At 75.2% G+C, this 23,292-nt stretch carries 12 protein-coding genes and 1 pseudogene; 11 read left to right on the forward strand and 2 right to left on the reverse strand.

Annotated features, from left to right (window positions below):
* Positions 1-15: 15 nt before the first annotated feature.
* On the reverse strand, positions 16-1,518 hold the full coding sequence (locus tag OG294_RS34800; RefSeq protein WP_327070543.1) for an MFS transporter: 1,503 nt from the start codon (positions 1,516-1,518) through the stop codon (positions 16-18).
* A gap of 151 nt (positions 1,519-1,669) precedes the next feature.
* On the opposite strand from OG294_RS34800, the gene OG294_RS34805 reads away from it, so the two are divergent.
* The 10 genes and pseudogenes from OG294_RS34805 (at position 1,670) to OG294_RS34850 (ending at position 21,027) form a co-directional block, all read left to right on the forward strand.
* Positions 1,670-2,125: a MarR family winged helix-turn-helix transcriptional regulator gene (locus tag OG294_RS34805; protein ID WP_327070544.1), complete on the forward strand. Its 456-nt coding sequence runs from the start codon at positions 1,670-1,672 to the stop codon at positions 2,123-2,125.
* Positions 2,126-2,186: 61 nt separating this feature from the next.
* Positions 2,187-3,578 carry a C39 family peptidase gene (locus OG294_RS34810; RefSeq protein ID WP_327070545.1) on the forward strand — a complete coding sequence of 464 codons (1,392 nt, stop codon included), beginning with the start codon at positions 2,187-2,189 and terminating at the stop codon, positions 3,576-3,578.
* A 180-nt stretch (positions 3,579-3,758) separates the two neighbouring features.
* Entirely contained in the window at positions 3,759-4,532 is a 774-nt protein-coding gene (locus tag OG294_RS34815; protein WP_327070546.1) for a class I SAM-dependent methyltransferase, read from the forward strand.
* Between the two features lie 102 nt (positions 4,533-4,634).
* Positions 4,635-4,957, forward strand: a pseudogene (locus tag OG294_RS34820) (hypothetical protein); the annotation flags it as partial.
* Positions 4,958-5,284: 327 nt separating this feature from the next.
* Positions 5,285-12,286 (forward strand): SDR family NAD(P)-dependent oxidoreductase, encoded by a 7,002-nt coding sequence (locus OG294_RS34825; RefSeq protein WP_327070547.1) that lies wholly within the window; start codon positions 5,285-5,287, stop codon positions 12,284-12,286.
* A gap of 71 nt (positions 12,287-12,357) precedes the next feature.
* Entirely contained in the window at positions 12,358-17,226 is a 4,869-nt protein-coding gene (locus OG294_RS34830; protein WP_327071781.1) for a polyketide synthase, read from the forward strand.
* Positions 17,227-17,300: 74 nt separating this feature from the next.
* Positions 17,301-17,555, forward strand: a complete 255-nt coding sequence (locus tag OG294_RS34835) for an acyl carrier protein (RefSeq protein WP_327071782.1) — start codon at positions 17,301-17,303, stop codon at positions 17,553-17,555.
* Between the two features lies 1 nt (position 17,556).
* Complete coding sequence (locus OG294_RS34840; protein WP_327070548.1) at positions 17,557-18,606, forward strand: alpha/beta fold hydrolase; 1,050 nt, start codon at positions 17,557-17,559, stop codon at positions 18,604-18,606.
* Positions 18,603-19,901, forward strand: a complete 1,299-nt coding sequence (locus OG294_RS34845; protein ID WP_327070549.1) for a glycosyltransferase — start codon at positions 18,603-18,605, stop codon at positions 19,899-19,901. The genes OG294_RS34840 and OG294_RS34845 overlap by 4 nt, the downstream gene beginning before the upstream one ends.
* Before the next feature lie 16 nt (positions 19,902-19,917).
* Positions 19,918-21,027 carry a class I SAM-dependent methyltransferase gene (locus OG294_RS34850; protein ID WP_442789279.1) on the forward strand — a complete coding sequence of 370 codons (1,110 nt, stop codon included), beginning with the start codon at positions 19,918-19,920 and terminating at the stop codon, positions 21,025-21,027.
* A gap of 93 nt (positions 21,028-21,120) precedes the next feature.
* Here the strand turns inward: OG294_RS34850 and OG294_RS34855 are convergent, their stop codons facing one another.
* Positions 21,121-21,939: an amidase domain-containing protein gene (locus OG294_RS34855; RefSeq protein ID WP_327070550.1), complete on the reverse strand. Its 819-nt coding sequence runs from the start codon at positions 21,937-21,939 to the stop codon at positions 21,121-21,123.
* A 355-nt stretch (positions 21,940-22,294) separates the two neighbouring features.
* On the opposite strand from OG294_RS34855, the gene OG294_RS34860 reads away from it, so the two are divergent.
* The gene (locus OG294_RS34860; protein ID WP_327070551.1) at positions 22,295-23,254 is read left to right on the forward strand and encodes a heavy metal-binding domain-containing protein; all 960 of its coding nucleotides are present in this window, start codon (positions 22,295-22,297) and stop codon (positions 23,252-23,254) included.
* Positions 23,255-23,292: the final 38 nt, after the last annotated feature.

Here is a 23,292-nt window from a genome sequence, read left to right on the forward strand (position 1 = left end):
AGCGGTTGTGGGGGGTCAGGAGGTGCTGGTGGCGGTGGCGGGAGCAGGGGTGGGCTGCTCGCGCCGCTCGTCGTCCGCCACCAGGGCGAGGTGCGGCCGGTGGTGCTTGCTGAGCCCCGCCAGCGCGACCACGACGGCCAGCAGCAGCGCCCCGGCGGCGATCACGAAGCTGAGCGTGAACTGGCTCTCCGCGGGCAGCGCGGCCCCGCCGAGCGCGGCGTAGCTCACCGTCTTGGAGGCGAGCAGCGAGGTCACCACCGCGCTGGCGATCGAGCTGCCGACCGAGCGCGAGATGGAGTTGATGCCGTTGGCGATGCCAGTCTGCTGCAGCGGCACGCTGGCCGCGATCAGGGCGGGCATCGCGGCGTAGCCGAAGGAGATCGCGATGCCGGTGAGCATGCCCGCCACGATCACCGAGCCCTCGGCGCCGTGGCCGAAGGCCAGCCAGGCGAAGCCCGCCACGCCGATCAGCGCGCCCACCGCGAGGGTGTGCCTGGCACCGATCCGCCGCACCAGCCGGCCGCCGACCGGCGCCGCGGCCAGCGCGATCAGCGCGCTGGGCAGCAGGTACTCGACGGAGGCGCGCAGCACCGAGGCGGTGAAGCCGTAGCCGGTCAGCCGGCCCGGCATCTGCACCAGGTAGGAGATGCCGATGAACTGGGCGAACGAGGCGAAGCCGACGAAGAGCCCGGCCAGGTTGGTGAAGAGCACCTGGCGGTGGACGAACATCCGCATGTCCACCAGCGGTTCGCGCACCCGCCGTTCGATCAGCACCCAGAGCGCGGCGACCACCGCGGAGCCGGCCAGCGAGCCGAGCGTGCGGACCGAGGACCAGCCCCACTCGTGGCCCTGCGAGATGCCGAGCAGCAGCAGGACCAGGAAGACGGCCAGGCTCAGCGCGCCCAGCACGTCGATCCGGCCCCCGGTGGGCGAGCCGCCGTGCGGGACGACGACGGCGACGGCGGCCAGTGCGAGCACGGTCAGCGCGGTGGAGAACCAGAAGACCAGGTGGTAGTTGGGGTGCGCACCCTGGGTGAGCAGCCCGGTGGCCACCAGCGAGAGCCCGCTGCCGAACGCCAGCGTGCCGCTGACCAGCGCCATCGCCCCGTGCAGCTTCTCCTGCGGCACCTCGTCGCGGATCACCGAGAGGGCCAGCGGGAAGATCGCGGTGGCGGAGCCCTGGAGCACCCGGCCGACGATCAGCAGGGTCAGCGAGGTGGTGGTCGCGGCGATCACCGAGCCGACCACCATCACCGCGAGCACGGCGAGCAGCGTGCGCTTCTTGCCGTACTGGTCGCCGACCCGGCCCAGCAGCGGGGTGAAGACGGCGGCCGAGAGCAGCGCGGCGGTGGTCACCCAGCTGACGCCGGCGGCGCCGGTGTGCAGTTGCTTCTGCAGCAGGGCGAGGATCGGGACGACCTGGGTCTGCGCCATGGCCACGACCATCGCGGCCAGGCCGAGGGCCAGGATCAGGGGGGTGCTGCCGCGCTGTCTGGTGGCGGCGATGGCGTGGCTCATGGGGGGTCCTCTGCGAACGGTGCACGGCGAACGGTGGCGGTCGGGGGGAACCTGGACCATTGCCGTTTGAAAGGTTGATGTCCTCAACCAATGAGATGACGGTAGACCTGAAAGATTGAGGATGTCAACCAATCTCGCCTACACTCGACCCATGACGCAGTCCGCCACCCCGCCCGCCGCCGCCCCCGCGGCTGCCGTCGCCGCGCCCACCCCGGTCGAGCTGATGGACCAGGTCGCCCGGGCCGCGGCTGCCTACTACCGGCACTTCGCCACGCTCGCGGCCGACCGGGGCCTCACCCTCATGCAGGGCAAGACGCTCAGCCTGCTCCGCGAGCCCCGCCCGATGCGCACCCTGGCCGACCTGCTGGCCTGCGACGCCTCCAACGTCACCGGCATCGTCGACCGCCTGGAGGCGCGCGGACTGGTCCGCCGCGAGGTCGATCCCGCCGACCGGCGGATCAAGAACGTGCTGCTCACCGAGGAGGGCGAGCAGGCCGTCCGCGAGATCCGCGCCGAGCTGGTGTCCGGCCTCACCGGCCTGGAGCAGCTCGACGAGGCGGACCGGCACGCCCTCCAGCGCCTGCTGGGACTGGTCTTCCCCGGGTGATCCGGACCCTGTCCGGCCCACCGGTCCGTGACCCCGGCGGGCCGCCCCGCGTTGAGGGGGTGTGCCCAACCACACCTCCCGCCGCTCCCTGCTGGCCGCCGCCTCCGTCGCCGTCACCGCAGCCGCCGTCTCGCCCCGCGCGTCGGCCGCGACCGCCCCGAGCCGTCCGGCGCCGGACGCCGGCCCCGCCGAGGTGACCCCCGCCGTCGAGTTCCGGGCCTGGACCACCGCCGCCGACTGGGGCGCCGGCGCCGCCCAGGGCACCGTGGTCGAGGACCTCCCGGGCGGCTCGGGCGACGGCCCCCAGGGCCTGCGGATCGAGACGGCCGCCGGCGCCGTCGACCTCACCGACCCGCACACCGGCGCGACCGCGAGCTGGGAGTGGGCGAGCTGGACCTCGCCTGCGCAGCCGCTCGCCGTCCCGGCGGCGCAGGCCGTGGTCTCCTGGAACGCCCACACCCCCGCCGGCACGTGGCTCGCCGTCGAGCTGCGCGGCAGCTACACCGACGGCACGAGCACGCCCTGGTACGTGATGGGCCACTGGGCCGCGGGCGACCAGGACATCCGCCGCACCAGCGTCGACGCCCAGCAGGACGGGCGCAGCAGCATCCGCACCGACACCTTCGCCATCGACACCCCCGCGAGCGGGCTGCGCCTGGCCGGCTGCGAGCTGCGGCTCACCCTCTACCGCACGCCCGGCACCGCCCTCACCCCCACCGTCCGGCGCCTGGGCCTGCTCGCCTCCGACCTGCCCGAACGCACCGAGGTGCCGCCCGCCGCGCCCGGCCTGCCCGCCGCCCGCGAACTGCCCGTGCCGCGCTACTCGCAGGAGATCCACCGGGGCCAGTACCCGCAGTACGACAGCGGCGGCGAGGCCTGGTGCAGCCCCACCTCCTCGCAGATGGTCATCGCCTACTGGGGCCAGGCGCCGACCCCCGCCGACCTCGCCTGGGTCAGCCCCGACTACGCCGACCCCCAGGTCTGCCAGGCCGCCCGCGGCACCTACGACTACCAGTACCAGGGCTGCGGCAACTGGCCGTTCAACGCCGCCTACGCGGCGACCTACCCCGGCCTGCAGGCCGTCGTCACCCGGCTGCGCTCGCTCACCGACGCCGAGCAGCTGATCCAGGCGGGCATCCCGGTGATCACCTCCGTCTCGTTCCGCAGCGGCGAACTGGACGGCGCGGGCTACGACACCGCAGGCCACCTGATGGTGCTCGTCGGCTTCACCGCCCAGGGCGACGTGATCGCCAACGACCCCGCCTCACCCTCCGACGACGCCGTTCGACGCGTCTACCAGCGGCGCCAGTTCGAGAACGTCTGGCTGCGCACCAAATGGACGAACGCGGCAGGCACCGTGGCGGACGGCAGCGGCGGCATCTGCTACCTCTACTTCCCGACCGACCCCGACCCGACCCAGACCCAGGCCCTCGCCTCCTGCGGAGTGCGCTGAGCCCCGAGCCGAGCTGACGCTTGATCAGCGATGCTGCGTTGCCGCGACGTTGCCGCTCACCCCACGAAGCCCCTGCACCTCCTCCGGTACCCGCGCGGCAGCTCCTCACCGCCCCGGACCGCGTGCCCGGCCGGGAAATGCGGGTGCACCCTGTCTGTCCCTCTGTCATGATCACCGGCCATGAGCGCAGCACGGGCAACCGCCCTCTTCGACCAAGTGGCCTCGGTGTACGACGAGGTACTGCCGTTCTTCGCCGGGTTCGGCCGACAGCACATGGAGTGGCTCGCCCCCGTCCCCGGCACCCGTGTCCTGGACCTGGGCGCCGGTCGCGGCGCCCTGACCGCCGTCGCGCTCGCCCGCGGCTGCCGGGTGACAGCGGTGGACTGCGCCCCTGGCATGGTCGAGCGGATCTCGGTCCAGTACCCGCACGTCCACGAGGCGCGGGTGATGGATGCCCACCAGCTGGACTTCCCGGACGGCTCCTTCGACCTGGTCTGTGCAGGATTCGTCGTCCACCTGCTCGATGATCCGGCTGCGGCAGCCCGGGAGATCCGTCGAGTCCTCACCTCCGGCGGGGTCTTCTCCTTCTCCGTCCCCGGCGCGGTCGAGGACGCGCCGGAGTGGGAGTTCTACAGCGCCCTCTTCCGCGAGTTCCAGCCGCTGATACCCGTCGGCGAGGGACGGCTCAGCCGACCCTTGGACGAGGAGCGGCTTCTCGCGACGGCGGGCTTCACCAACGTGAGCGGGACCGCCATCGAGCAGCGTCTTCCCGTCCCCGACGCCGACACGTTCTGGAACTGGGCGCTCTCGCACGGCTCCCGGGCCTTCATCGACGCACTCCCAGCGGATTCCCGAGCCGGGTTCGAAGCCCGAGTACGAGCGGAGCTGACCACCATGGACCCGATCGTTCTCGCCTCCGGCGCCAACCTCTGGCGCGGCACCTCACCAGCCTGACCCCGCACGGTCGACAGACTGCCCGTGAAGCCCACCGCTGTCGTCTACCTCTGCACGGCCCAGGGTGAGCCAGTGGTGACCCGCCAGCCGATGTGCGAGCGGGTCGCCCGCGAAGCGGGGCTGCCCGTTGCCGGGGTGATCCACGGCGATGAGGGTGCTACCGAGCCCCGGGAACGGCCGGACGGGTGCACTGGAAGTGTGAGCCGCTGGTGCGGTATGCCGCCGGCCGGCCGTTTGCCTGGGTGGACGACGAGCAGGGGGCGGCGGATCACGCCTATGTGGCAGCCGAGCACGGCGGGCGGGCGCTGCTGCATCACGTCAACCCGCGGGCCGGGCTGCGGGAGGCGGACTTCGCCGGGCTCGCGGGGTTCGCGCGGTCGCTGGGGGCGGGTGGCGGCGGTTGGGGTGTGCGGGGCCGGGGGTGACCGAGGGGGTGGGGGGAGCGGGGCGGAGGGGCATCTGGGCAGTGTGGCACTGGTCGTACAAGTCGGCAACGGCGCCCGGTGGTTGGGGAGCGCTACCGTTCGTGCACCGGCGGGTCGGGCATGTGCGCAGCGTATTGACATGAGCGCGCAATGTGGGCTTAACCTGGCTGGCACTACCCGCCGGTAGCGTCAATCTACAACCGGACAGCGGAATCGCGCGAGGGTGCCCTGGCTTGTGGGTCGGGGTGCTTCGCGACGTGCTGTGCCGGTCGGAGTCGCCCGCACGTGCCCGCACCGCGCCGCAAGACTCACACTTTCGGAGAGCCCATGAGGCCCGCGCCCCCGCGCACAGGACTTCCGCACGACCTCGTCATCGGGATCACCCCCTTCTGTCAGCCGGATGTCGGGCTCGCCGAGGCCGTCTGCCGGGCCGGCGGGCTCGGGGTGTTGGACCTGGGGACGGGGGACCGGCGGGCACGGGAGGCGGTGGCCGCGCTCAGGGAGCGGTTGGGCGGCGGGTTCGGGGTGCGGGTCGGGCCCGGATGCGGGCTCCTGCCGGAGGAGTTGGGGGTGTCCGGCGGGGCGAGACCGGAGACGGTGGTGCTCGCCGGGGAGGTGCCCGGCTGGGAGGCGGCGGACGTCGCGGGCCAGTTCCGGCTGCTGGTCGAGGTGACCGAGCTCGGGCAGGCGGTGGCCGCGGTGCGGGCGGGAGCCCGGGGGCTGATCGCTCGGGGCAGTGAAAGCGGTGGCCGGGTCGGCGAGTTGAGCACCTTCGTCCTGCTGCAGCAGCTGCTGGCGGCACCCGAGGTGGACGTGCCGGTGTGGGCCTGCGGCGGGATCGGCCTGCGTACGGCGGTGGCGGCGGTGGCCGGCGGGGCGGCCGGGGTGGTGCTGGACAGCCAGCTCGCGCTGCTGGACGAGTCAGGGGTGTCGCCCGAGGATGCGGCGGCGGTGCGCGGCATGGACGGCTCCGAGACGCTGGTCGTCGACGGCCGGCGGGTGCTGCGGAGAAGAAAGGAGTTGATGGTTGGTCAGGACGGTTTCCTGGCGAAGGTGTTCGCGGAGCGGTGGGGGACGGTCCGGCGGGCATTGCGGGCCATCGGCGAAGCCGTCCGGGGGGCCGAGGCAGGCGCCGCGCTGTTGCGGCCCGGGGCACCGCTGAGCGTGGCGTTCGGTACCGAACTCCCGGTGGCGCAGGGGCCGATGACCAGGGTCAGTGACCAGCCCGGGTTCGCGGCGGCGGTCGCCGAGGCGGGCGCGCTGCCGTTCGTGGCGCTCGCGTTGGCGGGTGCGGAGCAGAGCCGCGAGCTGCTGGGGCGGACGGCGGTGGCCCTGGAGGGACGCCCCTGGGGCGTGGGCGTGTTGGGGTTCGCGTCGGAGGAGGTGAGGGGCGCGCAGCTGGCCGAGGTGCTGGCGGCGCGGCCGACCCATGCGGTGATCGCCGGCGGACGTCCCGCGCAGGCGCGGGTATTGGAGACGGCGGGTATCCGGACCTTCCTGCATGTGCCTTCGCCGGGGCTGCTGCGGCAGTTCCTGGACGACGGGGCGCGCCGGTTCGTCTTCGAGGGGTCGGAGTGCGGCGGGCACGTCGGGCCCCGGTGCAGCTTCCCGCTCTGGGAGGCGCAGCTGGCGGTGCTGGAGGACTTCCTGGACGAGGCGAAGGAGGCTCAAGGCACGCAGCTGGAGGTGCTGTTCGCGGGCGGCGTGCATGACGAGCGCTCGGCGGCGATGGTGGCGGCGATGGCCGCACCGCTGGCGGAGCGTGGTGTGGCGGCGGGCGTGCTGATGGGAACGGCCTATCTCTGCACCGAGGAGGCGGTGGCGCACGGCGCGGTGCAGGAGCAGTTCCAGCGCCAGGTGCTGGCCGCGCGGGCGACGGAGCTGCTGCAGACGGCACCCGGGCACGCCACACGCTGCCTGCCGAGCCCGTTCACGGTGGAGTTCGGGCAGGCCAGGGAGCGGCTGCGGACCGAGGGCGTGCCGGACCGGGAGGCCTGGGAGCACCTGGAGCGGCTGAACGTCGGGCGGCTGCGGATCGCCAGCAAGGGCGTCGACCGGGTGTCGGGCGAGCTGGTCGAGGTCGACGAGCAGAAGCAGTTGGCGCGCGGGATGTTCATGGCGGGGCAGGTCGCCGTGCTGCGCTCGGCGACCACGACGCTCGCCGGGCTGCATGCCGCGGTGACGACCGGCGCGGCGGAGTTCCTGGCTGGCAGGACAGACAAACTGACGGAGCATCAAGCGGAGGAAGCGGCGGTGGAGCCGCTGGACATCGCCGTGATCGGCATGGCCGGCATGTTCCCGCAGGCGCCCGACCTGCCCGCCTTCTGGGCCAACATCGTGGCAGGCGTGGACGCGGTCACCGAGGTGCCGGTCGAGCGGTGGGACCCGGCGCTCTACTACTCGGCGGACGGCGACGTGGGCAGGACGCCGTCCAAGTGGGGCGGTTTTCTGCCGCCGATCCCCTTCGACCCGCTGAGCTACGGCATCCCGCCCGCCGCGCTGGGCAGCATCGAGCCGGTGCAGTTGCTGGCCCTGGAGGCGGCGCGGCGCGCGCTGGTGGACGCGGGGTACGACGCGGGCGGGGAGCGCCAGGGCAGCAGCGGGCGGAGCTTCGACCGGTCCCGCACCAGCGTGGTGTTCGGCGCCGAGGCGGGCAGCGACCTGTCGAACGCGGGCGTGCTGGGCGCGGTGCTGCCGGCCTACCTGGGCGAGGTCCCGCCGGCGATCGCCGAGCAACTGCCCGCGCTCACCGAGGACTCCTTCCCCGGCATGCTCTCCAATGTCATCGCGGGTCGGATCGCCAACCGGCTGGACCTGGGCGGCGCCAACTTCACGGTGGACGCGGCCTGCGCCTCCTCGCTGGCGGCGCTGGACGTGGCCTGCAAGGAACTGGCGGCGGGCGCGGCCGACTTGGCGCTCTGCGGCGGTGCGGACCTGCACAACGGGATCAATGACTTCCTGCTCTTCGCCTCGGTGCACGCGCTCTCGCCGACCGGCCGCTCCCGTCCCTTCGACGCCTCGGCGGACGGCATCGCGCTCGGCGAAGGCGTCGGCTGCCTGGTGCTGAAGCGCCTGGCGGACGCGGAGCGGGACGGCGACCGGGTGTACGCGGTGGTCCAGGGCATCGGCAGTGCGAGCGACGGGCGTTCGCTGGGTCTGACCGCGCCCCGGCCCGAGGGGCAGCGGCTGGCGCTGGAACGGGCCTACCGCGGGGCGGGGGTCGCGCCGGCGCAGGTCGGGTTGCTGGAGGCGCACGGGACCGGGACGGTGGTCGGCGACCGGACCGAACTCGCCGTCCTGGGCGCGGTGTTCGCGCAGGACGGCGCGGCGCCCGGGAGTTGCGCGCTCGGGTCGGTGAAGTCCCAGATCGGCCACACCAAGTGCGCGGCGGGCCTGGCGGGCCTGATCAAGGTCTCGCTCGCGCTGCACACCGGGATCAAACCGCCCACCCTGCACCTGGAGAAGCCGAACCCGGCCTGGCAGAAGGACAGCAGCCCGTTCGCCTTCCACGCCGAGGCCCGGCCGTGGGCGGCGGCACCGGCCGAACGGGTGGCGGGGGTGAGCGCCTTCGGCTTCGGCGGCACCAACTTCCATGCGGTGCTGCGTGGTTACGACGGTCCGACGCCCGTGCACGGCCTGCAGGAGTGGCCCGCCGAACTGTTCACCTTCCGTGGCACCGACCGGGAGCGGGCGCTGCGCGGCGCGGCGGAGCTGCTGCGGCTGGCCGAGGCGGACGGCGCGCCCTGGCGGCTGCGGGACCTGGCGCTGGCGGCCTCGCGACGCGCGGAGGCGGGACACGGGCCGGTGCAGGTCGCGGTGGTGGCCTCGGACCTGGCCGAACTCACGGCGCTGCTGCGGCGAGCGGCGAACGGCGAGCACAGCCCGGACCACGGCCTCTACATGGCGCAACGCAGCCAGGCGCCGCAGGACAGTGGCACACCGGAGGGGAGTGGCACCGGCGCGGTCGCGTTCCTCTTCCCCGGGCAGGGCAGCCAGCGGCCGGGGATGTTCGCGGAGCTGTTCGCCGCCTTCCCCGGTGTGCAGCGGCACTTGCGGCTCGGCGGGGCCTGTGCGGAAGCGCTCTACCCGCCGCTGGCCTTCACCCCCGAGGCGCGCGCGGCGCAGCGCGACGCGGTGACCGACACCCGGGTGGCGCAGCCCGCGCTGGGGATGGCGGGGCTGGTGGCGTACGAGCTGCTGGCGCTGGCAGGGGTGCGGCCACAGCTGGCCGGCGGGCACAGCTACGGCGAGTTGGTCGCGCTGTGCGCGGCGGGGGCACTGTCGGCCGAGGAGCTGCCGGGGCTCGGCACCGAGCGGGCGCGGGCCATGCTGGAGGCGGTCGGCGAGGGCGCGGACCCCGGGTCGATGGCGGCGGTGACCGCCGGGGTCGCGGCGGTCGACGAGGTGCTGACGGCGGCTGGGCTGGCCGGAAAGGTGGTCGCGGCCAACCACAACGGACCCAAGCAGACGGTCATTTCGGGTCCGACGCCCGAGGTGGCCACGGCCGGCCGGCTGCTGCGCGAAGCCGGGCACGGGGTGACCAGGCTGCGCGTGGCCTGTGCCTTCCACAGCCCGCTGCTGGCGGGCGCGGGCGAGCGCTTCGCCCGGGCGCTGGCCGAGCGCACCGTGCGGGCCCCGGAGTTCCCGGTCTTCGCGAACCGGACGGCGGCCGGCTACCCCGCCGACCCGGCCGGGGTCCGGGCCGAACTCGCGGCGCAGATCGGCGCGCCGGTGCGGTTCGCCGAGCAGATCGAGGCCATGTACGCGGCAGGTGCCCGGGTGTTCGTCGAGGCCGGTCCGGGGTCGGTGCTGTGCCGGCTGGTCTCGTCGGTCCTGGGCGAGCGGCCGCACCGCGTGGTGCCGGTCGAGGGGCGCCGCCGCGGCCTGCCCGGATTCCTCGACGCGCTGGCCGAACTGGCCGTCGCGGGCGTGCCGGTGCGCACCGACCGGCTGCTGCGCGGGCGCGATGCGGTGGACGCGGGCCGGGCGCGGGCTGCGCGCAGGCCCGGCTGGACGGTGGACGGGCAGCTGGTGCGCACCGCTGCCGGAGAACTGCTGCCCGGTGCGCTCGCACCGGCCCGACCCGTACCGGAGGCGCTGATGACGACGCACAGACCAGAGACGAACGGCGATGCGCTGATCGCGGAGTTCCTGCGCAGCAGCCGGGAGTTGATCGCCGCGCAGCGCGACGTGCTGATGACCTACCTCGGTGGGACGGGCGAGCTGCCGGCACCGGTGGCGCCCCCGGCGGTGGCGTCCGCCCCGGCGGCGGCCACGGCGGCGCTCACGGCGGCACTACCGGCCGGAGTGCCGGCAGCGGTACCCGCGCTGCGCGCGGCTCTGCCGGCCGTCGCCGAAGCACCAGCGCCGGCAACGGAGCTCGGCGAGGAGGAGCTGCAGCGCGTGGTGGTGGAGGTGATCAGCGAGCGCACCGGCTACCCGGCCGACATGATCGAACCCGAGCTGGACCTCGAAGCCGACCTCAGCATCGACTCGATCAAGCGCACCGAGATCATCGGCCAACTCGCCCGCCGCCTCGGCGGCGCGGACCAGCTCGGCGGCCTGGCCGACGAGCAGGTGGAGGAGCTCTCCCGGGCCCGCACCACCGCCGCCATCACCGCCTGGCTGGCCGCCCGGCTCGGCGGGCCCAAGCCCGAGTCAACGGCCAGGCCCGAGTCGACGCCGACGCGCGAGTCAACGCCCGCATCCACGCCCGTGTCTGCGCCCCTGCCCGCGACGGAGCCGGCGGTGCCCCAAGCGCCGGAGGAGCCCGTCACCGGTGCCGAGCCCGCGCGCCTGGAGTTCGCGCCCGTCCCGCTCGCCGCGGCCTTCGCCGCGCCCGAGGCACTGGCCGGCCGGCGCTTCGCCCTGCTGGGGAGCGACGGCCACGGCCTCGCCGAGGCGTTGGCCGCGCGGCTCACCGCAGCGGGTGCGCAGGCGCTCGCCCTGGCCGCGACGCATGAACTCACGCCCGCCGACGGCCCGGTGGACGGCGTGCTGCTGCTCGACCCGCTCGCCGAGCACGGCGCACCGGTGCTGCCGGGCTGCGTCCCGGCGCTGCAGGCCGCTCTGGCCTGCTCGCCGCGCCAGCTGCTCGCCGCCCGGATCACGGGAGGCACCACCGACGGCGCGAAGGAGGAGGCGGCCGGCCGGGCGGACGGTCTGCGCGGCCTGTTCCGCACCCTGGCCCGCGAGTACCCGGACACCACCGCCCGCCTGGTCGAACTGGACGCGCCGCACCCGAGCGACCCGACGGCCGCCGTCGACCCGACACGCGCCGCCGACCGGACCAACGGTGCCGACCCGACACGCGCCGCCGATGCGCTGCTCGGCGAGCTGCTGGCCGCCGACCGTGAGCCCGTGGTGCTGCGCGGCGCGGCCGGACGGCACGGCCTGGCGCTGGTCGAACGCGGCCTCGGGCTGCTGGGCAGCACGGGGGCGGGGCCCGCCGGTGACGGGGTGGCCGAGGCGGCCGCGCTCGGGCTCGACCAGGACGCCGTGGTGCTGCTGGTCGGCGGGGCGCGCGGGATCACCGCGCGGTTCGCGGCGGCCCTCGCCGCGGCGAGCCGCTGCCGCCTGGAGCTGCTCGGCCGCACCCCGCAGCCCGAGGGCCCCGAGGACCCGCTGACGGCCGCTGCGCGCGACCGGTCCGCGCTGCGTGCGGTGCTCGCCCGGCACGGTGTGCCGCTGCCCGAGGTCGACGCGACGGCGGCCCGGCTGCTGGCCGGGCGCGAGGTCGCCGCGACGCTCGACGAGCTGGCGGCGCTCGGCTCGCCGGCCCGCTACCGGACGGTGGACGCGGCCGATCCTGCGGCGCTGCGGCAGGCGGTCAAGGAGGCGTACGCCGAGTACGGCCGGCTGGACGGCGTCGTCTACGCGGCCGGTGTGATCGAGGACAAGGTGTTGGCCGAGAAGGACCCGGAGTCCTTCCGGCGGGTCTTCGCGACCAAGGCCGACGGAGCCAGGGCGCTGCTCGACGCGCTGGCCGAACTGCCCGCCGGTCCCCGCTTCACCGTCCTGTTCGGCAGCATCGCCGCCGCGCTGGGCAACCGCGGCCAGGCCGACTACGCCGCGGCCAACGACGCGCTGGAGGAGCTGGGCGCCCGCTGGTCGGTGCGCACCGGGCGCCGGGCGCTGACGGTGCACTGGGGGCCGTGGGCGCCCTCCGAGACCCACGGTGGCATGGTCTCCGCCGAGTTGGCCCGGGAGTACGCCCGGCGCGGGGTCCGGCTCATCGACCCGACCGCCGGCACGCTCGCGCTGCTGCGCGAACTGGCCTGGGGCGAGCCGTCGGTGCGCTCCGTCGTCTACACCGCCTCGGGCTGGTGACCGCGCCGGTGGCGGATCGAGCGGACGAGCACGGTCTGACGAGCCGTCAGGCACCGGTGGCCATCGTGGGTATGGCGGTGCTGCTGCCCGGCGCCCCGGACCTGGCGGCCTACTGGGAGAACCTGCGCACCGGCGTGGATGCGATCACCGAGGTCCCGGCGGGCCGCTGGGACGCGGACTACTACGACCCGGCGGCGGCCGGCGGCGGACCGGCCGTGCCGGACCGGCTCTACTGCCGACGCGGCGGCTTCGTGGACGGCCTGGCGCAGGTGCAGCCGACCCGGTTCGGACTGATGCCGAACTCGGTGCCCGGCACCGAGCCCGACCAGCTGATCGCGCTCCAGGTGGCCGCCGCGGCCCTCGCCGACGCGGGTGGCGTCGAGCGGCTGCCGGACCGCGACCGGGTGGGCGTGGTGCTGGGCCGGGGCGGCTACCTGACGCCGGGGCTGGTCCGGCTGGACCAGCGGGTGCGCGGCGCCCAGCAGCTGGTGCGCACTCTGGGTGAGCTGGTCCCTGATCTGACGTCACATCAGCTCGCGACCGTGAAGGCGGCGTTCGCCGAGCAGCTCGGCGAGGACCGGCCGGAGTCGGCGATCGGCCTGGTGCCCAACCTGGCCGCCTCGCGGCTGGCCAACCGGCTGGACCTGCGCGGCCCGGCCTACACGGTGGACGCCGCCTGCGCCTCCTCGCTGGTCGCCGTCGACCAGGCGGTGGGCGAGCTGGCGACCGGGCGCTGCGACGTGGTGCTCGCCGGCGGGGTGCACCACTGCCACGACGTCACCCTGTGGAGCGTGTTCGCGCAACTGCGGGCGCTCTCGCCGAGCCAGCGGATCCGCCCGTTCCACCGGGGAGCGGACGGCCTGTTGGTCGGCGAGGGCACCGGCGTGGTGGTGCTCAAGCGCCTCGCCGACGCGCAGCGTGACGGCGACCGGGTGTATGCCGTGATCCGTGGCACCGGGGTGGCCAGCGACGGCCGCACGGCGGGGTTGGCCAATCCCGACCCGGGCGGCCAGAGCCGAGCGGTGCGGGCCGCCTGGCGGACGGCCGGGCTGGACCCGGCGGCGCCCGGCGCGCTCGGCCTGCTGGAGGCTCACGGCACCGCGACCCCGGCTGGTGATGCGGCCGAACTCGCCACCCTGGCCGCGGTGTTCGGGCCGTCGACCGGCGAAGAGGCGGCCCCGGTGCTGGGCTCGGTGAAGTCGATGATCGGCCACACCATGCCGGCCGCGGGTGTGGCCGGGCTGGTCAAGGCGGCGCTGGCCGTGCACCACGGTGTGCTGCTGCCCACGCTGCACTGCGAGGAGCCGCACCCGGCGCTGGCCGCCACCCGGTTCCGCACCATCGACGCCGCCCGGCCCTGGGAGACGGACCCCGGCGGGGCGCCGCGCCGGGCGGGCGTGAACGCCTTCGGGTTCGGCGGCATCAACGCCCACGTGCTGCTCGAAGAGGCGCCCGACTCCCGGGCACCGGCACGGCGGCCGGGAGCGACCGCAACCGCAACCGCGACTCGGACCGCAACCGCGACCGCAACCGCAACCGCGACCGCGACGTCCACCGCGACCGCGACGTCCACCGCGACCGCGACCGCGACCGCCACCGTCACCGAGCCCGAGCGCGTACTCCGGCTGGCCGCCGACAGCCCCGAGCAACTGGCCGAGCTGCTGGCCGCCGACGACCGCGACCTGCTGTCCGCCGCCGCGGCGGACAGCATCGGCGCGCTCGCCACTGCCGCGCCCGCCACCGCCGCGCCGCCCTGCCGGGTGGCGATCGCCGACCCGACCGCGAAGCGGCTGGCGCTGGCGCGCCGGGCGGTGGCCCGCGGCCGGGCCTGGCGCGGGCGCAGCGACGTGTGGTTCGCGCCGCGCCCGCTGCTGGGCGCGGACCGGGCCGACCCCGCCGCCGGCCGGATCGCCTTCCTCTTCCCGGGGCTGGAGAGCGAGTTCGCCCCTCGGGTGGACGATGTCGCCGACCACCTCGGCCTGCCGCGCCCGTCGGCCTCGGCCGACCCCGGGACGGCGCAGGATCCCCAGGCCGCCCGGGTGGGCGACATCGGACGGCACGGCGTGGGTGTGGTCGCCGTCGGGCGGCTGCTGGAGACGGCGCTGCGCCGGATGGGCGTGCACCCGGATGCCATGGCCGGACACAGCGTCGGCGAGTGGACCGCCATGATCGCCAGCGGCGTGTACGCGGGCGCCTCGGTGGACGCCTTCCTGGAGTCCTTCGACCCGGATGCGCTGCGCGTCCCGGGGCTGGCCTTCGCCGCGCTCGGCGCCGCCGCCGACCGCGTGCTCGACGCGCTGGCCACGGTCGAGGGGATGTCCGAAGTCGTCCTCTCCCACGACAACGCGCCGCAGCAGTCGATCGTCTGCGGTCCGCGCCGGCCGGTCACGGAGCTGGTGCAGTGGTTCCGCGCCCAGGGTGTGCTCGGCCAGCTGCTGCCGTTCCAGTCCGGCTTCCACACCCCGATGCTGGCCCCCTACCTGGGGCCGATCCGGCAGGCGGCCGAGCGCTTCGAGCTGCACCGGCCGGCCGTGCCGCTCTGGTCCGGGACGACCGCCGCGCCGTTCCCGCAGGACGAGGCGGCGGTGCGCGCGCTGTTCATCCGGCACCTGCTGGAGCCGGTGCGGTTCCGGCCGCTGGTGGAGGCCCTGTACGCGGCGGGGTTCCGGGCGTTCGTCCAGGTCGGCACCGGGCAACTGGCCTCGCTGGTGGGCGACACGCTGGGGGACCGGGAGCATCTGGCGATCGCGGCGAACTCCCCGCAGCGCGACGGGCTGGCGCAGCTGCGCCGGGTGGCCGCCGCGCTCTGGGTGGACGGCGCCGACCTGGACCCGACCGCCCTGCGCCCCGCCGCCGTCGCCCAGTCCCGGCCGGAACGTCCGCACCCCGCCGTCCCGTTGGACCTCGGCGGCGCGCTCGTCTCGCTGGACCCGGCCGCGCTCGCCACGCTCCGCGCGGACCTGGCCGAGGCCGTGGCGGCATCCCTGCCGCAGCCGCCCGCGCCCACCAGCACGCCCACCAGCACGCCGACCGCGCCGGTCGCACCCGGCCTCGCCTCGCTCGCCGACCGGTTCCCGCTCGCCGCCGAACTGGACGCTCTGCTGCGCGACACCGAGCGGGCGGCGACCGAACTGATCGGCGCGGCCCGGCCGTCGGCCATGCGCACGGCGCCGCCGCAGTACCCCCATCCGCGAACCCGCGCGGGCGCACCTGCCGATGCCCCCGCTGCCGCCCGTCCCGCGCCCCCCGGCAGCGGACTGCACATCTCGCTGGACGCCATGCCCTACCTGCTCGACCACTGCTTCTTCCGCCAGCGCGCGGGCTGGCCCGACCCGGTGGACCGCTGGCCGGTCGTGCCGGCCACCACCATCGTGCAGCACTTGATGGACGCCGCCGAACGGGCCAACCCCGGCCAACTGGCCTGCGGGGTCAGTGATCTGCGGTTCGGGCAGTGGGTGCCGGCCGCGACACCGCTGGACGTCGAGATCGGCCTCCGGGAGACGGAGCCCGGTCGGCTGGTCGCTGACTTCGGCGGATTCGCCCGCGGTGTGGTCGAACTGACGGAGCGTCATGGAAAGCCACCCGCTCCCTGGTCGCCGGACCCGTCGGCGGAGCGGCGGCCGGAGCTGACGGCCGCCGGGCTCTACGCCGAGCGGTGGATGTTCCACGGTCCGGCGTTCCAGGGGCTGACCGAGCTGACCGCCCTCGGCGCGACGCACGTCCGTGGCGTGATCACCGCCCCGGCCGCGCCCGGTGCGCTGCTGGACAACGTCGGCCAGCTGCTCGGCTACTGGATCATGGCGACCCGCACCGAGCGCAGCGTCGTCTTCCCGGTCGGCATCCGGCAGTTGCGCTTCTACGGGCCGCCGGTGCCACCGGGGACCGAACTTCACTGCCACATCCGGATCACCGCCCTGACCGACACCACGCTCGAAGCCGATGCGCAACTGCTCGTCGACGGCGCGGTGTGGGCCGAGGCGCGCGGCTGGCAGGACCGCCGCTTCGACAGCCACCCGGACACCCGGCCCGTCGAACACTTCGTCGAGCGCCACACCATCTCGGTGCCACAGCCCGGTGGTTGGGTCCTGCTGCACGAGCGCTGGCCCGATCTCGCCTCGCGCGACCTGATCATGCGCAACCACCTGGGTGCCGCCGAACGGGCGCAGTACGAGCAGCAGTCCCCGCGTGCCCGCCGGGCCTGGTTGCTGGGCCGGATCGCGCTGAAGGACGCGGTGCGGCAGTGGCTCCGGACACAGGGCGAGGCCGGGGTGTTCCCGGCCGAGATCGGAGTCCGCAACGAACCCTCGGGCCGGCCACGGGTGTTCGGCGTGCACGGCCGGGTGCTCCCGGAGCTGGAGGTGTCGATCGCGCACCGGGCCGAGGTGGCGGTGGCCCTGGTCCGGCCGTCCCGCCCGGGCGCCGCTACCGGGGTCGGCATCGACCTGGAGGAGATCGTGGAGCGTCCGGCCGGGACCCTGCCGGTCGCGCTCGGCCCGGGGGAACTGGTCCTGCTGGCGAACTGCCGGCGGGCGTACGGCGGTTCCGAGGCGCTCTGGTTCACCCGGTTCTGGGCCGCGAAGGAGGCGGCGGCCAAGAGCGAGGGCACCGGCCTGCGGGGCCGGCCCCACGACTTCATGGTGACGGCCGCCGAACCGTCCGCCCTGACGGTGGTGGTCGCCGGCCCGGGAGCGGCGGACCCGTCCCGGGCCCACCAGGTGTGCTGCGCCGGACTGAGCAGTCCGCCCGACCTGCCGGAGCGCGCGTACGTCGTGGCCTGGACCACCGGAGAGGCCGACACCGCCGACCCGAACGCCGCCGACCCGAACACCGGCAGCCCGAACACCGCCGCCCCGAGCGGCAGCAACCCGAACGACGACGACCACCCGAACCACGTCAGCAACCCGAGCGACCAGAGCACCGAGAGGACGACGGCGAAGTGACCATCAGCGAGCCGACCGCGCACCTGCACCCGCCCACCGCCACCGAGCAGGAGGTCCTCACCGAGATCACCGCGATGCTGGCCACCGTGCTGGCGGAGTTCGGCCTGGACGATGCCGAGGTCACCATGGAGTCCCGGTTCACCGAGGACCTCGAACTGGAGAGCATCGACCTGGTCACCCTGGCCGGGCAGCTCCAGGAGCGCTGGGGCGACCGGATCAACTTCGCCGAGTTCCTCGCGGGCATGGAGCTGGACGAGATCATCGGCCTGACGGTCGGCCGACTGGTCCGCCACGTGGTGGAGCGGCTGCACTCCGCGGAGCGGGGCTGACATGGCCTTCCTCGAACTCGACGGGCTGCGCTGCCACGTGCAGCGGCTCGGGCCGCAGGACGGCCGCCCGCCCGCGGCGACCGCCGTGCTGCTGCACGGGCTGCTCACCGACAGCCTCGCCAGCTACTACTTCACCCTGGCCCCCGCGCTCGCCGCCGCCGGGGTGGAGGTGGTGATGTACGACCAGCGCGGCCACGGCCGCACCGCACGGCCGCCGACCGACTACCGCCTGGAGCACTTCGTCGACGACCTGGAGCTGCTGCTCGACCGGCTGGCGCCGACCGCCCCGGTCCAGCTGCTCGGCAACTCCTTCGGCGGCACGGTGGCCTTCGGCTTCGCCGCCAGACGGCCGGAGCAGGTCGCCGGCATCCTGGCCATCGAGTCCGAACCGGCCTCCCCGGCCTGGGCCGTCAAGCTGGACGGGATCCTGCGGCAGGCCGAGCACCACCTGGCCGAGGAGGAGACGCTGGCCTGGGTCGCCCGGCAGCGCGGCGCGCACACCGCGCGGCTGGCCCGCTCGGCCGGCCGGCTGCTGGCCGCCACCTCGCTGGCCCGGGACATCCCGGTCAGCCGGCTGCCCACCGGGGCCCAGCTGCGCGCGATCCGCTGCCCGGTGCTGACGGTCTACGGCACCGAGTCGGACCTGGCTCCCCAGGCGGCGCAGCTGGACGCGCTGCTGGCCGACTGCCGCAGCGTCTTCGTCCCCGGGCAGGAGCACTCCGTCCTGGTCGAGGCACCGGATGTGGTGCGGGAACTCGCCCTCGGCTGGCTGCACGACCAGGGCGCCGAGCTGCGCGGACCGGGCGTGCGGTCCGCCGCCCCGCAGAGCCCCGCCACCCCGCACAGCCCCGCCACGCCGCACGCAACCCCGCACCCACCCCCGCACGGCCCCGCGACCCCGCACGCCACCCCGCACGGCCCCGCGACCCCGCACGCCACCCCGCACGGACCCGCCACCCCGCGCGGCGGCGGCTCGCGCGGTCCTGGTGCGCGCGGGACGGTGCTGGTCGGCGAGGTGCTGCCCGCACACGCCGGACGGAGCCCGCGGTGACCGGGGCCCGGTTCCTGTTCGTCGTCCCGCCGCTGGTCGGCCATGTGAACCCGGCCGTCGGTGTCGCCGCCGAGCTGGCCGCGCGCGGGCACGCGGTCGCCTGGGCGGGCGTGCCGGAGCTGATCGGCCACCTCGCGGGCCCAGATGCCGAGGTCTTCCCGTGTGCCGTCCCCAGCGCGGGGCCGGGCTCGGGCGGGACGGTGCGGCGGCCACCGGAGCTGCGCGGACCGGCGGCGCTGAGGTTCCTCTGGGCCGACTTCCTGGTCCCGCTCGCCGAGGCGATGGCCCCCGGCGTGCACGCGGCGGTGGAGCGCTTCGCCCCCGACGTCCTGGTGGTGGACCAGCAGGCGGTGGCCGGGGCGCTGGTCGCCGAGCAGCTGGGCCTGCCCTGGGCCACCTCCGCGACCACCTCGGCGGAGTTCACCGGTGCGCTGGAGGGCATGCCGCTGGTGGAGGGCTGGATCGCCGGCCTGCTCGCCGAGCTGCGCAAGAGCATCGGCGATCCGGCGGGCCGCGCCGACCCGCGCTTCTCGCCGCACCTGATCCTCGCCTTCACCACCCCCGAGCTGGCCGGGCCGGTCGCCGAGCCGACCGGGCCGATCCGCTTCGTCGGCCCGGCGCTGGCGAGCCGCCCGGCCGAACCGCCGTTCCCGTGGGAGTGGCTGGACCCGGCGCGCGCCCTGGTGCTGGTCACCCTCGGCACCGCCAACGGTGATGCGGGCAAGGGCTTTCTGACCGTCTGCCAGCAGGCGCTGCGGGCGCGGGCATCGCGGGTGCAGGCGGTACTGGCCGACCCCGGCGGCGTGCTGGGGCCCTCCGGGGGCACCTCCGAGGGCACTCCGGGCGCCGTCCGGGGCACCGCCCCAGGCGCTGACCCGCTCACCGCCCCGGGCGCCGACCCGCTCACCGCCCCATTCACCGCCCCGGGCGCCGACCCGGACGTCCTGGTGCTGCCGAGCGTCCCGCAGCTGCACCTGCTCGAACGGGCCAGCGCGGTGATCTGCCACGCCGGCCACAACACGGTCTGCGAGGCGCTGTGGCACGGCGTGCCGCTGGTCGTCGCCCCGATCCGGGACGACCAGCCGGTGGTGGCCGCCCAGGTGGTGGCCGCCGGCGCCGGTCTGCGGGTGCGGTTCGGGCGGACCAGCGCGGACCGCCTCGGTCAGGCACTGGACGCGCTGCTGGACGACCCCGCCCACCAGGCCGGGGCCCGGCGGGTGGGCGTCTCCTTCCGGACGGCGGGCGGCGCTGCCCGTGCGGCGAGCCACCTCGAAGAGCTGACCCAGAAGAGCTGACCCAGGGGAGTGCGCGTTGACCACCACCGAAACCGGCGCGGCCGACCGGGAGACGACCACCCGCGGCCCCGTCCGCACCCGCCGGGTCGCCGCCCTGCGGCCCGGCTACCTCGCCGACCTGGCCGACGGCACCGACCGGTTCTTCGAACCGCGCCGCACCGACTGCCCGTGGTGCGGCTCCGCGCGCCTGCGCCTGCGGCTGCGCACCAGCGACCTGCTCCAGCACAAGCCCGGGACGTTCACCCTGGACGAGTGCCAGGACTGCGCGCACGTCTTCCAGAACCCCCGACTGACCGGTCCGGGGCTGGAGTTCTACTACCGCGACTTCTACGACGGCCTGGGGGAGGAGCGCCTCGGCGGCGTCTTCGGCACCCGCAGCGCGGTCTACCGCGGCCGCGCGCGCTCGGTGGTCCCGTTCGCCGAGGCGCCGGGCCGCTGGCTGGACGTCGGTACCGGGCACGGCCACTTCTGTGCGAGCGCCCGCGAGCTCTTCCCGCAGACCTCGTTCGACGGTCTGGACCTCAGCGAGGGCGTCGAGCTGGCCGAGCGGCACGGCCGGCTCGACCGCGGCCTGCGCGGCTCGTTCCCCGAACTCGCGCCCCGGCTGGCCGGGCAGTACGACGTGGTGAGCATGTTCCACTACCTGGAGCACAGCACCGAGCCGAACCGGGAGCTGACCGCCGCCCGCCAGGCGCTGCGCCCCGGCGGGCTGCTGCTGATCGAGGTCCCCGACCCGGGCTCCCGCCTCGCCCGGCTGTTGGGGCGCTGGTGGCTGCCCTGGCTGCAGCCGCAGCACCTGCACCTGATGCCGGCGGCCAATCTGCGCGGCCGGCTCGGCGAGTTGGGCTTCAGCGTGGTGCTGGAGCAGCACGGTGAGCCGCACGATCCGGTCGACCTGCTGGCCGCCTGCTGGCTGCTGCTGGACGCCCTCGCGCCGCGCGAGGACCTGCCGTGGGCGCCGGGCGACCCGCCGGGACGGCTGTGGCGGGCGCTGCGCGGGGCGCTCTTCGTCGCGGGCGCGCCGGTGCTGCTGGGAGCGACGGTGCTGGACCGGCTGATCGCCCGCTTCGCCGGCCGGGCGGGCCTGTCCAACGCCTACCGCCTGCTCGCCCGCCGGGACGACTGACGCGGGCGCCCAGACTGACCGGCACGCCCCGGTGCGCCGGCTCCGTCGAACGGAGCGGGCGCACCGGGGCGTACCGGGCCACGAGGAGCTGGATCAGACCTGCGGGCCCGCCGGGTCGTGGCGGGTGAGCAGCGGGGCAGTGGACTTCGGCGCGGCCTTGGGCGCGGCCTTCGGGGCCACCATCAGGGACCGCGGCGCGGCCGCGGCGGCGTTGAGGCTCGGGTCGGCGGTGGCGCCGAAGCCGGTCAGCAGCCCGAGCGGCTCGATCCGGATCAGGTGCGACGGCGCGTAGAAGTGGTAGCCGTAGTGGTTGCGGGCACGGTTGTGCGCGTCCACGGTGGCCTCCGTGGTGCCGTCGGCGGCGGTCGCGACCAGGCCGGTGTGGGTCTTGGCGCCGTTCGGGCCGGCGTAGGTGACCACGACGTCGCCCGGGCGGGCCAGCTCGGGGTGGTCGCCCACGTCGGTGCCCATGCCGCTGTCCATCAGGTAGTCGTACAGGTTGTGGTACTGCGGCAGGTCGGTGATCAGCAGCAGGTCGTAGGTCTTGCCGTTCGGCGCGGTGTAGTGGAAGTAGTCGTCCTGCGGGTCGTCCGGGCCCAGGCCCGGGACCAGGCCGGCCGCCGCGAGGGAGCGGGCGACGAACTCCGCGCACTGGTAGTTGTCCTGGTCGGCGCCGAAGGCGACCGGGGTGCTGTCGTTCCAGGCCGTCCAGTTCCAGTGGGCCTCGGCGTAGTCGACCGTGATGCCGCGCAGCAGGTCGCTGAACGAGGGCAGTGCGGCGGGGGCCGTGGCGGTGGTGCCCGTGGCGGGCGCGTCGGCGAAGGCGGGCCCGGCCAGGGCGGGGGCCCCGGCGCCGACCAGGCCCATGATCAGGGCCGCGCCGGCGATGCGTCGACGGATTGCATGCTGCACTGTCAAGCTCCCGTTAAAACGTGCCGAGTGACCTGCGGGTCAGCACGGTCGAAGAAGTGATCTGAATGTGTGATCGAGGTGTAGATGATCATCTGATCGACCGTTCTGTCCAGTCGCCTGCGGGCTGAACCGCCGGGCCGGACCGCCCCGTTGACGAAGAGGGGGATCAGGCGGAGACCGCCGGCCCGCCCGTCCCGCCACCCGCCCGTGTGGCTGACCGCTCACCCGTTCGGAATCGACTCGGGCGACCTCTCTGTGGTCCGGTCCGGAGTTCCGCATAAGGTGCCTTGTCGGACCTCGCCGGGGGCCTCCGACCGCAACGGCCGGACCGGCTGGACAGAACGGGTGTGAACGCATGACGGAGTCGTGGAGCGGGTCGGGTCTGCCGCCCACCGCCGCGGCGCGGGTCGCCAGGGAACGGGCCGGCGGCACGTGGTCGTCGGCGCTGTCGACCGGCGAGTTCGCCGCGATCAGGTCGGTCGGGTTCGAGCCGGTCGGCCAGGTGATGGGATCGGCGGTCTACCACGTCGGCCGCAGCGGCCAGTACTGGGGCTACCACGCCTGCGGCTACGTCGGCCGGGGCTGGGCGCGCAGCGTGTACGGACCGGCCGGCGTCATCCTGTCCGGCAACGGCGGGCCCTCCGAGGCGCTGGTGCGGGTGATGGACTCGGCGCGGGGCGCCGCGCTGGGCCGGATGACCGCGGAGTGCACGGCCCTGGGCGGCGACGGGGTGGTGGCGGCGCAGCTGACCATGGCGCCCTTCCCGGCGGCGCCGGACTGCCTGGAGTTCAAGGTGATCGGCACCGCCGTGCGGGCCACCGGCCCGGTGCGCCCGCGCCGCCCGTTCACCTCGCACCTGGACGGGCAGGGCTTCGCCAAGCTGATCACCGCCGGCTGGGTGCCGGTGGAGCTGCTGGTCGGGATGTCGATCGGGGTGCGCCACGACGACTTCCGGACCGGGCAGCAGCGGTACTCCTGGAACAACCAGGAGATGGAGGGCTGGACCGCCCTGGTCCACCTGGTCCGGGCCGACGCCCGCACGCAGCTGCACCGCCAGGGGGCGGGGCAGGGCGGCGACGGGGTGATCCTGGCCGACGGCGACCTCAGGGTCTGGGAGGAGCGCTGCATGGGCAGCTCCCAGAACAGCGAGCAGACCGACCACATCGCGGAGAGCACCCTCATCGGCACCGCGATCGCCCGCTTCGCCGCCAAGCCGTCCGCGCCGCGCACCCTGACGGTCCTGCCGCTCAACAGCGGCGGTGACCGGCTGCGCAGGCGCCTGGCCCAGGCCGCGCGTCCCGGCGCCCGCGGCTGACCCTCCGCACGCCTCGCACGCCTCGCACGGCAGCAGGC

This window comes from Kitasatospora sp. NBC_01302 (genome assembly GCF_035976515.1).
GTDB lineage: Bacteria > Actinomycetota > Actinomycetes > Streptomycetales > Streptomycetaceae > Kitasatospora.